Source organism: Mycolicibacterium sp. XJ879, assembly GCF_053483935.1.
The window spans coordinates 98,222-112,069 of sequence record NZ_JBEFTH010000003.1 but is presented as its reverse complement, the minus strand read 5'-3'; the positions used below and the strand labels follow the sequence as shown (position 1 = coordinate 112,069).

At 59.4% G+C, this 13,848-nt stretch carries 11 protein-coding genes; 3 read left to right on the top strand and 8 right to left on the bottom strand.

Translation table 11 applies throughout. The features are described 5' to 3' along the window. Positions 1-156 precede the first annotated feature (156 nt). From ABQF13_RS07715 to ABQF13_RS07705, 3 genes are read right to left on the bottom strand one after another with little or no spacing between them, the layout of a single operon-like run. Entirely contained in the window at positions 157-1,998 is a 1,842-nt protein-coding gene (locus ABQF13_RS07715) for a hypothetical protein (protein WP_448392152.1), read from the bottom strand. After that, positions 1,982-2,998 (bottom strand): PD-(D/E)XK motif protein, encoded by a 1,017-nt coding sequence (locus ABQF13_RS07710; protein WP_448392151.1) that lies wholly within the window; start codon positions 2,996-2,998, stop codon positions 1,982-1,984. Before ABQF13_RS07710 ends, ABQF13_RS07715 begins: the two co-directional genes overlap by 17 nt. Continuing rightward, the gene (locus tag ABQF13_RS07705) at positions 2,985-5,600 is read right to left on the bottom strand and encodes a Z1 domain-containing protein (protein ID WP_448392150.1); all 2,616 of its coding nucleotides are present in this window, start codon (positions 5,598-5,600) and stop codon (positions 2,985-2,987) included. The genes ABQF13_RS07710 and ABQF13_RS07705 overlap by 14 nt, the downstream gene beginning before the upstream one ends. A gap of 393 nt (positions 5,601-5,993) precedes the next feature. Here ABQF13_RS07705 and ABQF13_RS07700 point away from each other — a divergent pair, with 393 nt between their 5' ends. Together ABQF13_RS07700 and ABQF13_RS07695 are read left to right on the top strand one after the other, a co-directional pair. After that, the gene (locus tag ABQF13_RS07700) at positions 5,994-6,449 is read left to right on the top strand and encodes a very short patch repair endonuclease (protein ID WP_448392149.1); all 456 of its coding nucleotides are present in this window, start codon (positions 5,994-5,996) and stop codon (positions 6,447-6,449) included. A gap of 42 nt (positions 6,450-6,491) precedes the next feature. Beyond that, on the top strand, positions 6,492-7,763 hold the full coding sequence (locus tag ABQF13_RS07695; protein ID WP_448392148.1) for an ATP-binding protein: 1,272 nt from the start codon (positions 6,492-6,494) through the stop codon (positions 7,761-7,763). Between the two features lie 2 nt (positions 7,764-7,765). Here ABQF13_RS07695 and ABQF13_RS07690 read toward each other — a convergent pair whose 3' ends face one another. After that, a complete protein-coding gene (locus tag ABQF13_RS07690; protein WP_448392147.1) occupies positions 7,766-9,757 on the bottom strand; it encodes a DNA cytosine methyltransferase in 1,992 nt (663 codons plus the stop codon). 91 nt (positions 9,758-9,848) lie between these two features. Then, positions 9,849-10,379, bottom strand: coding sequence for a hypothetical protein (locus tag ABQF13_RS07685; protein WP_448392146.1), 531 nt, complete (start codon positions 10,377-10,379; stop codon positions 9,849-9,851). Positions 10,380-10,786: 407 nt separating this feature from the next. Between ABQF13_RS07685 and ABQF13_RS07680 the strand changes: the two genes are divergently transcribed. Then, entirely contained in the window at positions 10,787-11,266 is a 480-nt protein-coding gene (locus ABQF13_RS07680) for a hypothetical protein (RefSeq protein ID WP_448392145.1), read from the top strand. Between the two features lie 671 nt (positions 11,267-11,937). On the opposite strand, the gene ABQF13_RS07675 is transcribed toward ABQF13_RS07680, so the two are convergent. From ABQF13_RS07675 to ABQF13_RS07665, 3 genes are all read right to left on the bottom strand, one after another. Continuing rightward, on the bottom strand, positions 11,938-12,168 hold the full coding sequence (locus tag ABQF13_RS07675; RefSeq protein ID WP_448392144.1) for a hypothetical protein: 231 nt from the start codon (positions 12,166-12,168) through the stop codon (positions 11,938-11,940). A 163-nt stretch (positions 12,169-12,331) separates the two neighbouring features. Next, entirely contained in the window at positions 12,332-13,300 is a 969-nt protein-coding gene (locus ABQF13_RS07670; protein ID WP_448392143.1) for a hypothetical protein, read from the bottom strand. 13 nt (positions 13,301-13,313) lie between these two features. Beyond that, complete coding sequence (locus tag ABQF13_RS07665; protein WP_448392142.1) at positions 13,314-13,655, bottom strand: DUF732 domain-containing protein; 342 nt, start codon at positions 13,653-13,655, stop codon at positions 13,314-13,316. Positions 13,656-13,848 lie beyond the last annotated feature (193 nt).

Sequence of the window (13,848 nt, the reverse complement as noted above, 5' to 3'; positions counted from 1 at the left end):
CTGATACTGCGGCTGCGAGCTCGAGGACTGTCTGGTAGTCCCAATGCTGCATCTCCCTGGGCACAGGTATGTCGCCATCGGCAGTAGTGAAGTACCAGCCACCGTGACTGACTGCGGTATTCGGTGGGGTTAGAAATGGAACTACAGGTAACCGCATCAGACACGCTCTGCATCTAGGTCGAATAGGACCGTTGTCTCAGCGCCGCGTCGGACTATCAGGTCGACCTCGACCGGCTTTGAATGCTCAAAGGTCAACACCTCGCTGAGTCCATTCATGTTCCGGTCGTCCCCGTCAATGCGAGCCTCGACGAGCTGTAGGAGCGGGTCCAGGTCTCGATCGGCGTCTCTTCCGTCCAACGCTGCAGCGACGTTGACATGCAGGCGTGTCCCGTCGGATTTCGGCGCCGGACTCACCCGTACGCGGGCAAGTGTGCCAAGGCCGTTATCCAGCTCCATGGGGGCCGAAAATACGATGTCGACACGAGGTTTGGCGGGGCCAGGCCGCCCCGGCTGGCTATCTCGATGGTGTTTCCCGCGTCCTTTTCCTTCCACAGACTTCACAAGATGCGCTAGTCGATCAGCGATGACCGCTGTGCTCGAGGCATCGTCGTGGCGATGCCGTGGACGAGGAGCCCACCGCCTATCCAGGGCTAGTCGGATCTCTCGGAGCCCTACGTTGACTATGGTTCGTCCCCTGCTTTTTGGCAGCAAGGCAGGAATCCACGAGTCGTGTGTTGGCGGCTCCGCGGCGGCGAAGTAAGCGTCGTGCTCATCCTCAGCTCGGAACACCCCTGCCCACTCCGTGCCACCTTCCGGCGGCGCCGGGCCCTCCAGATAGTCAATCACGAGTTCCGGCGTGCGCATGAGAGCAATATGGTGGCTGACTCCCGTTATCGCTGCAGCTGGGGCTGGCGCTTCCGGATCACTGGGATCGGAACCATCTTCGACTTCGGCCCGCTCCCGATGAACGAGTGGAACTGTGGCAAGCTTGCCGATTACAGTAGCTGGCCTTTGTGCTCGAATAGTGTCTATTCGCATACCAACTGGCAAATCGTCACCTCGGCCGTCATCCATGATGGCTCGAAATGCCTGTGCGAAGCCCTGCAACGGTGGTCGATGCTCCGGACTGGCAATCTCCACCGCGTCCCCGTTCCAGGAAACATCAATGTTCATTGGGCGTTTCCCCTTGCGCTCAATCATTTTGGGCCACAGATGCCATGTAACCGATTCTGCGATGAAACGCATTGCTAGTTCCGGTCTACGCCCACCGAAGTCAGGAGCGACTATGAGGATGTTGGTACCCGTTTCTCCTGGTGCGAAGAGTGGCATTCCAATGCATTCCGCAAGCTGGTCTGCGACCCGCCCCGTGATTGGAAGCGGCGTGTCTTCGTCGCGTTCGCCCCACCAGTGCCTGCCGGTGTAGAGCCGGCGATTGCGGGTGAACTCTTCGCCAATAGCACATGCGATCAAGCGGGATTGTTCGCGTCCCATGTACCGGGTACGTGAGTGAATTACGACTGCGTTTGCAGCAGACACTACGTACGAGATGGTTTTTCCAAAGCCGTACGTACCTCCCGTATGCCCCTGCGTATTCGCCTTACCTACATTGAGGACGAAGTCCACCCAGTCGTAGGTGTTGTCTGGGTCCGCCTCGTCCGCTTGGAGTGGGCCGCTCAGCCCTTTTGTGTTTCGATCGGAGATGTACAAGCCAACGAGCGGCTTCCTACTGAGAACGTCGTGGAGGTTAGTCCCCTTAGCCTTTCGCGCATCAACGAAGATTTCATTACGAAGTCCATCGCGTTCCTCGTCGGTGTGGAACCAACCCTCGATCGAGAAACCGACAGGTTGATTATTCGGAAGACGCGCATCCCAACTATTCTGGGCAGTCTCTCGGACTAGGACAGTAAGTGGGTCAAGTCTCGGACGTCCTAGGAGCTTGTAGAACCCGACGGCGGCCAATCCTCCTGCGGGTGGGTAGGACTCAGGTACCCATTCCATTCGTAGCCTCCGTAGCGATAGCTTGGATCAGAGCCTCAGCATCTTCGCTAGTTAGCGGTGATGGCGGCTCGTTGGTCAGATCGATCGAGTACGAAATCCTTAGAGTTCCTGGCGGAATGTCGCCAATCTTGAAGGAACTGCGTGTGATCCGCGGGAACGAGGGATTATCGACAGCGTATGTGCGGGTTTCCGCTGTGCGAAAGCGATGTGGCTCGTAGGGAGCGAGATCGTTCAGGTTCACACCCGCATCGTTAAGGGCGGCTCCTAAACTCGACGATGCCGCTCCGGCTGTGTTAAGGCCTGCGAGCACATCTTGCAGGTTGAACCCGTTCGGATCGCGTTCAAGTCTGCGATGGACCATGTACAGGCTTGTGGAGGGTGGTGAGTCCAGTTGGTCCACACCGGAAATCGGGACAACACGCCCATCTCGGACCAAGGTTGTCTTAGCTTCCAAAGCATATGAGTTCGTGCGAAAGTCGTGAGTCTCCCCGCTGGGGCCGCGCCAATACGAGAGGTCGCTTGAAGCTCCACTTCCGAGGAGGGCTTGGAGCAGAAGCAATTCGCCCAATAGGCCTACGAGCTGATCCTCGGCGAGGACCCCATGGCGAGCGGCGTCCGAGAAGAGTGCCCGCCACTTGTCAAACGCTTCCCCCGCGACCTTTGCAGGTGAAGCGGCATCTTTCAGAGTGGCGACTAGCTCACGGCTAAACTGTGTGAAGACGTTGTAGAGCTCAGGATTCAGACAAACTACAGCCATGTAAAGCGCCTCGCCGAGCCGAACGCGTGTCAAATGGACGGCGCGTCCCCGAGTGTCGGTCCGAGCTGCCTCACCCGGAAGGAGTGGAATCAGAAGATAGCGCCGTCCCTCAGTTCCGATTCCGGCCAGAAGCTCACCGGCACCGACATTGAATCCAGTTCCGACTGTCTCGATTGCATCCTTCGGAGGATTAGTTTCGAGGACAGTCCACACCGCAGCGAGGTCCTTTTCAACCATCGCCATCGCCCAAATCCACTTCGTCCCTTGAGCCTTCCTCATCAACGTAATCGTCCTCCGAGCGTTCCTCGCCAGCTTGTGGGAGCAGCGCAGGATCAACCTGAATCGTATCCACGGGTTCGGTATTCGGGTCGGCTGTCGGGAATGAGAACGCCACGCCGAGAAGGTGGCCTGCCGCGTCGAGAGAGATGCGGTGCTTCGCTTCAGCTTTAGGCTTCGAGTCCTTATCGATGGGGTATAAAAGCAGTAGTCCGCGTCCGTCGGCGTCGCGGATTTTTTGAAGCTCTTTGTCGGTCGTGCTCGGCCTGACGGCAGCGGCCGGCACGAGGTCCGCGACTCGGTCTGGCTTTGACATCAAAGTACCGATAACTGCTAGATCGCCGGTACTGTTCCGTGCCAGTTTTGAGCGGGTAATCAGAGGACTCGGGTCCGTAAGGCCTAGATGCAGTTGCTGGCTGGGTGGTTGACGACCCATTATCGTGAGGTTCCAATTCTTTAGGGCTCCTGCTTTTAGCTGCGAGTCGATGTAATTGATGAGGAGTTCTGAAGTCAGTTCACTGTTCTCGTGAAAGCTGTACGACTGTATGAATTTACGAATCATAACGGCGGGGAGATCGTGGAGGACAACGCGGCTCTCCTCGGCGTTTTGTGGGATGCCCTCGCTGACGGCCGTCGTGATGAGCTCGCGTGCGGCGGATATGTTGTTCTTAATTATCGCCATATTCCGGTGTGCGAAGTATGTGGTCTGCGGCCTCTGGCCACTGAACGAGGCATCACCCTTTACCGCGAACTGGAGCTTTGATGAGGACGTGGCGTGCATGCGCGGGTGGAGGAGAATCCGGACTGGCAAGTTCGACGGCGATGCGCCGTCCATTGTTCGGTAACGCTCGACCTCTCTTCGTATGGCGTCCTCGACGTCCGCCAAGAATTCGAAATCTTCGGCCAGCTGTTGGGTGGTCCAGATGCGAGGGAGATCGCTATACCCGGGCCTATAGCCGAACCACCGCCCCATCTGGAGAAGGGAATCGTATTGGCTGGCGCTACGGAGGAAGTAAGAGGATACGAGGCCCTCTAGAGTTAAACCACGGGACAGAGTGTTGCCGCCGACCGCAATGACGGTAGCCGGTTCGTCACCGTAAATGAGGCGGTCGGCTGACCGGCCGTTGTCGGCCAAGACCTTCACCTCATCGATAACGGACGGCAGAGTTTGGGTCAAATCCTCGAACGACAATGGCGGGAGCTTGTGTCGGGCAGCTGGTTCACGCTGGGTTTCACGCTCCCAAAGCTGGCGCAAAGGCTTGGTGTCCCCTTCCGTCAGCGCGGAGCCCAGGCGTTTAACATAACCCCGAATCGGTTCCAAGTATTGGAGCTGCGGATCTACTCGCATAGTTGTGTGGATGAGCATGCTGGAGTGCTTAGCAGCGCCGGTACGGACTCGTCGCGCAGCCGTTGCCAGAAGGAACCAGTTAATGGCTTCAGCCAGCGCAGGTGTTACTTCAGGCCCATCCGCTAAGAGACTGCTGACCGAATGTCTGACCGCTTCATCCTCGGACACAATGCGAATCATGTCGTGAGGCGCGTCGTCATCAGTCGCCTCCTCTTCGCTGACCTGCTTTCCGAAGAGTTCCCGCGACCCGAAGTACGTCTCTGGCTTCGGCAGTGAGTACACAAAAGACCGCGGGTAGATGTCGTCGGTATCGGATGGGTTGATAAGGACATTAGCGAACGGCGTTGCCGTGTAACCGATATAAGCTACCCGTGGAAGTGCAAGTAGCTCTATAAGTCGTTGGTTGATTCGAGTCCGGTCGAGTTCCGCATTCCTGGCTGCATTCGGACTAGCTTGGTCGGCCTCGTCATCAATGATCAGTACCGGACACGTATCTAGACCCCCGTGCTTGTGCGCCTCGCGGAGCCAATCACGAAGACGAGTCATACGCGAGACGTTCTTTTTCACTACCGCTATCAGACGGAGATTCGGTTGAGCTAGAAGGGGTAGTGCCTTGACGGGATTGCCGAAGTCGCGTTGCTCGTCTGTCAGCGGTAGCCAGCGCGTGGGCTTGCGATTAACCAGATGCTCGTCAATCCTCAACTGCGTCTGACGTCGCAGCGAGTTATGCACGCCGGAAAGGATGATGAACATTCGATACCCGGCATCCGCTGCTTTCGCAATCGTTGCCGTGAAGTTCGCGGTCTTACCTGATTGGACGAAGCCGAGCACGAGCCCGCGAGTACGGATGGTCTGGCTGTGAGGATCGGCCAGCAGGCCGACGATGTCGGTGGATGCCTCGTCAAGGCTGGGCACCGCGTCGATCCAGCCAGGATCTGTCTCGAGGTGGCCTTTTAATGCCGGCCAGAAGATGTCGTGTGCGGAAGGACCCGTGTACCACGGGGGTGGAATGTCCTCGGGGTCGTAGAGCGCCTCTTTCTTAGCGAAGCTCCGTCGTTCCTCAGCAACCGAGTGACGGAAGTTGACCATCTTCTCGACCAGGGCATCCTCGTTCGTGAGGAGAACCAGCGTCGACGCTGCCTCGCTTTCGGGTTTCCCTTGGCGGATCAGCAGCTCGAGATTCTCAAGAACGCTGCGTTCTCGCTCCGTCAATTCGGGCACTCTGGATCCCCTCCCATCGTGGGCAAGGCTACATTCAATCTAAAGACGCTCCTGAGCAGCTTTGTCATCATCTTTCGAGGTATATAGCAAAGGGCTCCCATGCGGTAGGTCCTAAGCCGGCGAATAGCCGAGAAACAATCAGCCGTGTTTCCCACTCGGCGGTACCACATTGAGGCACGGGTACCCACACGGCTGCCCACTCAAGCCGGATCCACGCGTCTTGAAACGATAGCCAAAAGGTGGAGTCATTCGTGGCAAATTAGAACAGGTGACAGACACGATGCGCGCGAGGTGGCTGTTTCTGACGGCATGATTTGTGTGATGACATGCGTGTCCCGTGGGCGGATGTAGTGCTTCCCGCCCCCGCGCGGTTATCTAGTCAGCAGGGTAGGGATGACTGAAGACCAAGGGGCGAGCGCTTCTCCCAAGCCGTTGAACGACGTGGTTCGTCAGCAAATGCGCACGATGCCCCGCAAAGACACCGGCGTAGAGAAGGCATTGCGTCGGGAACTCCATCGGCTCGGGCTCCGGTTCCGTGTCAACCATCGCGGTCTGCCGGGTACGCCGGACATCGCTTTTACCAGGGCTCGGATTGCAGTGTTTGTTGACGGATGCTTTTGGCACAGTTGCCCAGAGCATGGGTCGTCACCCAAAAACAACGCATCATGGTGGGCATCGAAGCTTGCTGGGAATGTTGAGCGTGACCGTAGAAAGGACCGCGAGCTGGCCGCAATGGGATGGACCACCGTCCATATTTGGGAGCACGAGGATCCCGTTCACGCTGCACGCGAGATTCGTCAGAGGTGGATGGAACAGTTGGGGTTGTACGGCGGGTCAGACGACTCCTGACGCGGCCGCCGTGAGAACTTACTCCTAAGGAAAGGAGACCCAGTGCCACGGAAAACGGCTTGCGTGACTCCCTCGGCGGCCCGGCTGACGGACTCGCTCCGAGATATAGGCTACGACTTCAGTTCCGCAGTAGCCGACCTAGTCGACAACAGCATTACGGCTGGGGCGACGGAAGTTGACATTTTTATCGAGTTTGACGGCGAGGCGTCGAAAGTCTTCATTGCGGACAACGGACGGGGCATGACGCTCAATGGCTTGACCGAGGCGATGCGATTCGGAAGCCGTCGCCAGTACGGTCGAGGCGACCTCGGTCGCTACGGGCTAGGACTCAAGACCGCGTCGCTCTCGCAGGGTCGCTGTATGACCGTTGTAACTAGGACTTCGCACGGACGTCGGGTAATACAGGCTCGGCAGCTCGATTTGGATCTCGTCGCGGAGTTCGACGATTGGCTGATCGTAGAGCCCGAGCGCAACGGAGTGATCGAACGTGCACGTAACCTACTCGAGGATGCACCGGGAACCGTGGTCATCTGGGAGAAGTTGGATAGAGTGTTACCGCCGAAGAACCCCGACGGGGGCTGGGCAAGACGCAGGTTCGAAACTCTCCCACGGAAGGTCGCCGACCATTTGTCCATGGTCTTCCACAAGTTCCTAAGTGGTGAGGTCGGAGAACGGCTGGTTATAACGGTCAACGGACGGAAGCTTAAGCCCTGGGATCCTTTTGCTAGGCGAGAGAAAGAAACCCGTGAGTTGCCGAAGCAGTCCTTTGAGATCGATACAGGGACATCGGCCGGTGTGGTTACGTTATGTCGCTTCGTGCTGCCTGGGCGTGACAAGTTCAGTTCGCTTGCTGAGTTCGATCGACTCTCCGGCCCGCTGAAATGGAACCGTCAACAAGGTCTCTACATATATCGTGCTGGGCGGCTGGTGCAATGGGGCGGATGGGCCGGAATCCGCAGTATTGACGAACACACCAAGCTCGCCCGGGCGAGCGTCGATTTCGATACCGATCTTGATGAGGCGTTCAACATCAACGTGGCGAAGATGCGGGTCTCGGTGCCGACTCAGCTTCGGCAGATGATTGAGCGCCCGATCAATGAGGTCTGCAGTCTTGCAGATGATCTCTACCGAAAGTCCACTCGGCCCACACCCGACGGCGGCCGATCCATCACCGACAAGTTCTCGGCCGGGCATGACGTCGGTCTGGCATTGAAGGGCGCTGCTCTAGAAGCGGGGGAGGTCAGAGCATTCAAGAAAATCGCAGCCGAACTGCGTAAGGCTGAGCCTGGCGTCGCAACGTCGCTCGGCCTGTAGATTCAGTCGTAAAGAGTCGGGTTGAGGATGCGCTGCCTCTGCCCTTCGCTGCATTGCGTGTTCAAAGGACACTCTGAGCACACTGGGTTGACCGGCCGGCACCAGAGATTAGCGAGTTCAATCAACCCCAGATGAGCCGAGCGTGAGAACTCCCCCATACCGATCATGCGTGCGACAGCGAGGCGCCCGTCAGTCATCCGGTTTCTCCGTTCCACGTCCAAGTTTCCCTGGAACCGGCTTGCCACCCGCAGAACACCTTTCGTGACGAGAACGGGCTCTTCAGGGCCTGCTTCTCGGTCCTCTCGAGTCTCTCTGGGCACCGCGAGTACGGCTAGATCCGCAACAGACTCCGGTACTCCGAGTGCAGCACGGATCTCGACGGCCGACCCATCCAGTGCCGCTGGGTTCTTATTGAGCCGGTCGGCGAGTTGGAGGACACGGTCGGCTCGTTGTTCCCGACCGGAATTCTCTGTGAGAAACGCAAGTTCTTCGGCGAAGCGCTTTTGTTGCGCGGGTCTTAATGTCCACGGCTGGTCATTGCGCTGTAACAGTTTCCATCCTTGCCGGAGCAGCGTGCGCGAGGCTCGATCCAGCAGCTCCTCGCCCGCAATCACAAGCCAGCGTGAGCCAGACCGAAGCCAAGGGAGAGCCTCTTCGCGGTCCTTCTTCAGCCACCACTCCGCCAGCAGTTCCGCCGTCTTCTTCGTACTAATGCCCGCGTCCCGCGGCCCATCTAACGACTCACGGATCGCTTGCCCCATCACATAGCCCAGACGCGGCGGGACCGCGTTGCCAATCTGTCGAAAGGCAGCGGAAGGGGGCCCGTCGAAACGGAAATCGTCCGGGAACGTCTGTAGGCGGGCTGCCTCTCGGACGGTCAGCGTGCGGCTCTGGCGCGGATGGATGTACCAGTACCCATCCTTCGCGATGTGGGCCGTAATTGTCCGGGATAGATCGTTCTCGTTGAGCCGGTTGTACTTGTCATCGAAGATGTCACCGCGGTATCGCTGGTGCTCCTTGCTCAGCTCGGTGTACTTCGTCGCGTGCGTCATGGATTCAAACGCTTGGCGGTCATCTTCCCGGACAGGCCGGGTGATGTGGTCGAACACCTTGTGTCGGTCTGAGGCTGGGACCCCCGCACGCATCTCCTTCTGAAATTTCGTCACTGGGCCCGCATACTCAGCCCAACCGTGTTCGCCGCCGTCCGGCCGCCAGCCCCCCTCTACTTCCGGAAGGTCACCGATGGCCGTCCACACCGAGACCTTTTCTTCTGTCTCGGCAGGGAAGCGGAACTCAACATTGTCGCGAAGCGCCACTAGAATCAGCCGCTGCCGGAACTGAGGTACCCCGTACCGCCATGCATCCACGACGCGTTCCTCGACGGAGTATCCGATCTGTTCCAGCTCCTCGACCATGCTGCGGAGGATGAACATCTCTCGGTCGAGAGCCATGTCGGGCACGTTCTCCATCAGGACTGCCCGTGGCCGCGACCGTTCGATGATCTCGAGAAAAGAGCGCCACAGGTCTCGGCGCTCATCGTGCGGGTCGCGAAGACCTGCCTGAACTCGGTGGCGCAGCATCGAACGCCCAGCCTTGGAGAACGGTTGGCATGGCGGTCCTCCAGCCACGAGGTCGATACCTGCTGCCACAACGAGCTCGGCCACGTGCTCCACAACTTTCGGATCAGACAGGTCCCAGTCGACTGACAACCCGCCGAAGTAGTGGGCGTGGGTCCGGATCGCAAATGGTTCGTGATCAGCAGAAAGGACCACCTTGAAGCCGGCTTGTTCGAGGCCCAGGCTCAGCCCACCCGCGCCACTGAAAAAGTCTGCCGCGAGGGGAGCGCCGGCCACCTTCAAGCGCGTGGCGTAGTCGACCAGCGTGCCGACATCCTCGGTGTGGTCCGGGTGGGGCGGCAACTTCAGGAAGGGCCCCCGCACCAAGCGCACCCCGTAGCCAGTGTGTTTCCTCGGTTTGGATCGGGGCTTCGTCACGAAGTAACGATAACTGGACGTTCGGATATAGCCGGCGAAAGCCATGGGCCGGTCGCGCGGTTTACTGGAGGGGTCGGGGCACCCGCCTCGGTTAGTATCCGACTAGGAGTATCCCTGTGAAAGGGAGTTGCAGCCGCTGGGATGCATATATTGCGTCGAGCTGTTCGAGTGTCCGTTTGTACCCCTGGGTGACAGCGTTCGAAGTTCGGTAGTAGATCGGCATGTAGAGAGCAAGAAAGGTGGCATCGAGGATCAGCGCAGTTCTTACGATATTGCGGTAGTCAGCGTGATTGGCCACACCTCTGCCCGCCTCGACCTCGACCGCGATTCCGAATTCATCATGGAATGCGTCGATTTCGTACGAAACACGCGGCTTGCCGTTCTCGCCGAAGAGAACGGGACGTCGGATCTTTCCAGCTCGAGTCTTACTCGTCTCGGCGATGAAACCCAGATTCTCAAGTTCCGGCCGCAGTTCGCGTAGGACCCCGTCGCTCGTCAAGCGAACCTCACCTCCAATGGTGGAGATTTGGTTCTCCACTTGAGCGGTGACGTCGACCAACTCTCTTGCCCAAGTAGGTGGGTAGATATTCCGGGGGAAATAACACCAACGCGGATAGCTCATGCCAGGTCCCTTCCTTGAGGCCGTATCTAGCACAGAGCTAGCGAACCTTCAACGCATGTGAGCTTCCCGTTCGTGCTCTGGGTGCTGCCGAGTAGAGTCGAGCACGGCTGGCGCCTGCAAACGCGCCATACGCGTTGGGTGCAAGCGGGGTCGCCCCACCCAGACCGACGATGGTCACCAGGTGCTGTTGTCTCCGACCGAAGCGCGGACTCACACCAAGCCCACCCTGAACGATCATCTGCTCGAGACGTTCAGGCATCTGGCGGCATGTGCCGTCGCAAGGGTGTCCATGCGAACGCCGCCCGTCAGAAGTACGGCGACGTCTCCTTAGGCGATCGTCACGACATTCGCCACACAAGCAGCAAAGTCAGCAGGTTTTGTCGGTGGTCGTCACTAGAATGGTGTACATGCAGGCAGCAACCAGTATTTACCCGACGCTAGACCGCGATCTCGCTCGATCGAGCAACGCAGGTGATTCGCTGCTGCGGCTCCACACCCGTGTTCCAATCGAGGGCGTCGGCGTCGTTCATGTCATCACCGAAGTGGACCCCGACGACCCGGGATACGCATTCAGCGACGTCACCCTCGCGCGCTACCGCGACGGCGAACTGGCTGAGTACGTCCCGCTCGTCGGTTCTGTGTGTGAGAGCGTCGTGGCGCAGTGCATGCACGAGCACTGGTGCGATGTGGACCGGGCGATCCGATGCGTCGATCGCGATATGGAGACACTGTGCCTATTGGATATGGACTGGGAGTTGGACGACGAAAGCGGGCTCGACCAATCAGTTGAGGACGTCGATCCCGCCGAGACACCGCGATTGCACGCGTTGTACACGCGGGCTTTGGGCCGACCGGTGCGGACACCTGACCTCCACCGCTTGTCCTAGGCTTCGAGATTCGGTGCCGCTCGTGGGGACGGCTATCGACCTCGCACGAGCAGTTCGCAGAATGGAGGCCGCCTCGAATCGGAGGTTGGTGGCGTGAATCAGTTTGATTACGTTGCCAACACGCCGACATCACTTGTCGGGTACATACCAGACAGTCGGATGGGTCGACGAGGCGCACGAACGGATCACTTATTCCTCAGTCTTATTGCGAGCCTTACCCGAAGCGACCATCAGCCAGGCGCTTCAGTGCCTGGCCGTCGGTCAGTTCGTCGCGGTGATCCGGGTTCTGCCAATAGAATCGGACCAGCTTGCGAAGCGCTCGCCCCTCCGGGTAAACGACGCTGCCGGCAGTGTCAACACGTCCTCGTCGGACATCACTACGACTATCGCGCTCGGTGTGGGAGCCGACTGGTTCGGAGGGGCGTCAGTGACATCTACGACGCGCGCCCAGTCACCGCGCTGAGGTCGCCACCCTTGCACGAATGTGAATCCGTTGGGGGTCAAGCGCAGGTACTGCAAGCTGCCGCGACGAAGTGTTCGCCACACGATCGGCGCACCCGCGATTGCGCCTACCGCGCTGACGAACGGAATGTACAAGCGCATCTGCTCTGGCGCCGGAATGTTCAGTGTCCCAGTGGATCCGAATATCGCGAACAAGCCGCTAGCTACTGTCAGTCCGAGCAGCGACATCTGGAGAGGGATGTCAACGCCCCGATCCCTTCGTCGACGAGAGAACGGATAAGCTCCAACGTCTTAGCCTGGACCACATTCAGCGGCGAACCAGGATTCTCCTGCGCGACGTCCCAGTGGATGCGGTCGAGCGCAATCCAGTCGACGGGGCCTCGCAACAGTACGCTTTCTCGCGCCGTCACGGGATTGCTCTCCATGTCCTTCGCATTCATCAATCGTAGCCACGAGACACGACAACGGACTGCGGCAAAGCGGTCGTTACGTCAGGTCGCTGTGGGTGGTCAGCGCGCGCCCTGGCGTATCTGTGGGCCGATGTATCTTGCCGGCCATGACGCCCGGCCGATGCGTGCGGGGGATCCCGCTCTTGCTCGAACGTCAGTGTTTCGCCGCGTCTTGCACCTGCTTCTCGATCCGCTTCATGAGCCGTTCGTCGCCGATCATCTCGAGGACGACTGCGCCGAGATAGACATCGTCGCTCGTGGCGTGCCGCATGACGTCGGGCATGCCTGCGACAATTCCGACGAGTTCGTCGATGAACACCCGGAATCCGTCGAGCGGGATGCTCATCAGCTGTGTGCAGTCTTTCCGCAGCCGCTCATACGGTGACGGCACGCTGACATCGCGGCAGCGCTCGGCCAGCTCGAGGAACCGCTCGTGAAAGTCCATCAGCCGATTGGCCACGTGCAGGATTCCGTCGCCGTTGCCGATGTCTTCGTCGTCGCCGATCACGTTCTTGAACGCCGGCGATTTCATGAACGATTCCAACCGCCCGGTGAGCTCACACAGGTCGTCGACGCAACCCTCGAAGTACGCCGCGACCTCCCAGCCGCTCCACAGGTGTCGGACCGGTGCCGGCGAGTAGTGCAACTCCCAATCGCGGAGACGCGGTCGCACTTTCGCGAAGCGTTGCACGAGTACCGAGACGAAGGCCGCCCACGGCCATCCCCTCGGCCTTTCTCTCAGCAACACGTCGAGATCCTTTGCGGTGTAAGCGATGGCACCGAAGTGTTCGTCATCGTCAGGCGGGTCGTCCGATGGAACGTCGGGCTGAGACGTGATCGACTTCATCAACTTCGCACCTTCGACGCCGTAGACGCCCCTGGCATCGCCTCGCAACGTCCAACCATGCTGCCGCTCAGCACGGTGCGCCAGGATCTCGGCTTCACGGGCGGCGGCCAGTCGGCGTTCCTGCTCGCGGCGAATGAGCGCCCGGATCCCGAAGAATAGTCCGATCGCCGCCCCCACGCCGACGATGACCCAGTAGTAGTTGATGGCCACCCAGATCAGGATCAGCACGCCGAAAAATGCCGCCCCACCGCCGGAATCCGAACCGCGCCTTGCCATCACACACCCGCCTCTAAAGCGGCTGGGTGTAGCCGATGCTGCGTGCCCACTCGACAACCGCCGGCTTGGTGTCCAGGCACATGGTGTTCACCGCCGACAACAACACGATCGCCGCTTCCGCGGGCGCGAACCCCGTCCGCTGCAGCTTGCCCAGCACCGCAGGCGGCGGCACCCCGAAGCGCAGTTCGTGACACAGCTCCTTGCCGATGTCGATCATCTCGATGGTCGACTCGTACCACACCCCCATGTTGTCCAGCTGTGCGATGAACTCGTACTGGTCGGCCCGCGCCGGACTCGACAACACAACCGCTCCGCACAACGCGAGCGCGCTCGCGATTCCCCAACGTCCGCGCATCATCCCCCCTTGATTAGCGCTTCCGAGCCGACCGTAACTCGACCCACTGACATCTCCGCTGCCACGGCGCGACGCTGCGGTCCGCGAGTACGCTGACCTGCGCGAACGAAGCGATTCAATGGTCTGTTTGTGATCACCGCTCATGCCTGGCATTGGCCGCCATACGGCAACATTCCAGAAGTCCGCGACGGGA

Bases quoted from the DNA above. Each gene is read 5' to 3' on its own strand.
- ABQF13_RS07715 (WP_448392152.1), bottom strand. From the start codon at position 1,998: ATGGAATGGGTACCTGAGTCCTACCCACCCGCAGGAGGATTGGCCGCC.
- ABQF13_RS07700 (WP_448392149.1), top strand. From the start codon at position 5,994: ATGACTGAAGACCAAGGGGCGAGCGCTTCTCCCAAGCCGTTGAACGAC.
- ABQF13_RS07670 (WP_448392143.1), bottom strand. From the start codon at position 13,300: ATGGCAAGGCGCGGTTCGGATTCCGGCGGTGGGGCGGCATTTTTCGGC.
- ABQF13_RS07680 (WP_448392145.1), top strand. From the start codon at position 10,787: ATGCAGGCAGCAACCAGTATTTACCCGACGCTAGACCGCGATCTCGCT.
- ABQF13_RS07675 (WP_448392144.1), bottom strand. From the start codon at position 12,168: ATGAATGCGAAGGACATGGAGAGCAATCCCGTGACGGCGCGAGAAAGC.
- ABQF13_RS07710 (WP_448392151.1), bottom strand. From the start codon at position 2,998: ATGGCGATGGTTGAAAAGGACCTCGCTGCGGTGTGGACTGTCCTCGAA.
- ABQF13_RS07665 (WP_448392142.1), bottom strand. From the start codon at position 13,655: ATGCGCGGACGTTGGGGAATCGCGAGCGCGCTCGCGTTGTGCGGAGCG.
- ABQF13_RS07685 (WP_448392146.1), bottom strand. From the start codon at position 10,379: ATGAGCTATCCGCGTTGGTGTTATTTCCCCCGGAATATCTACCCACCT.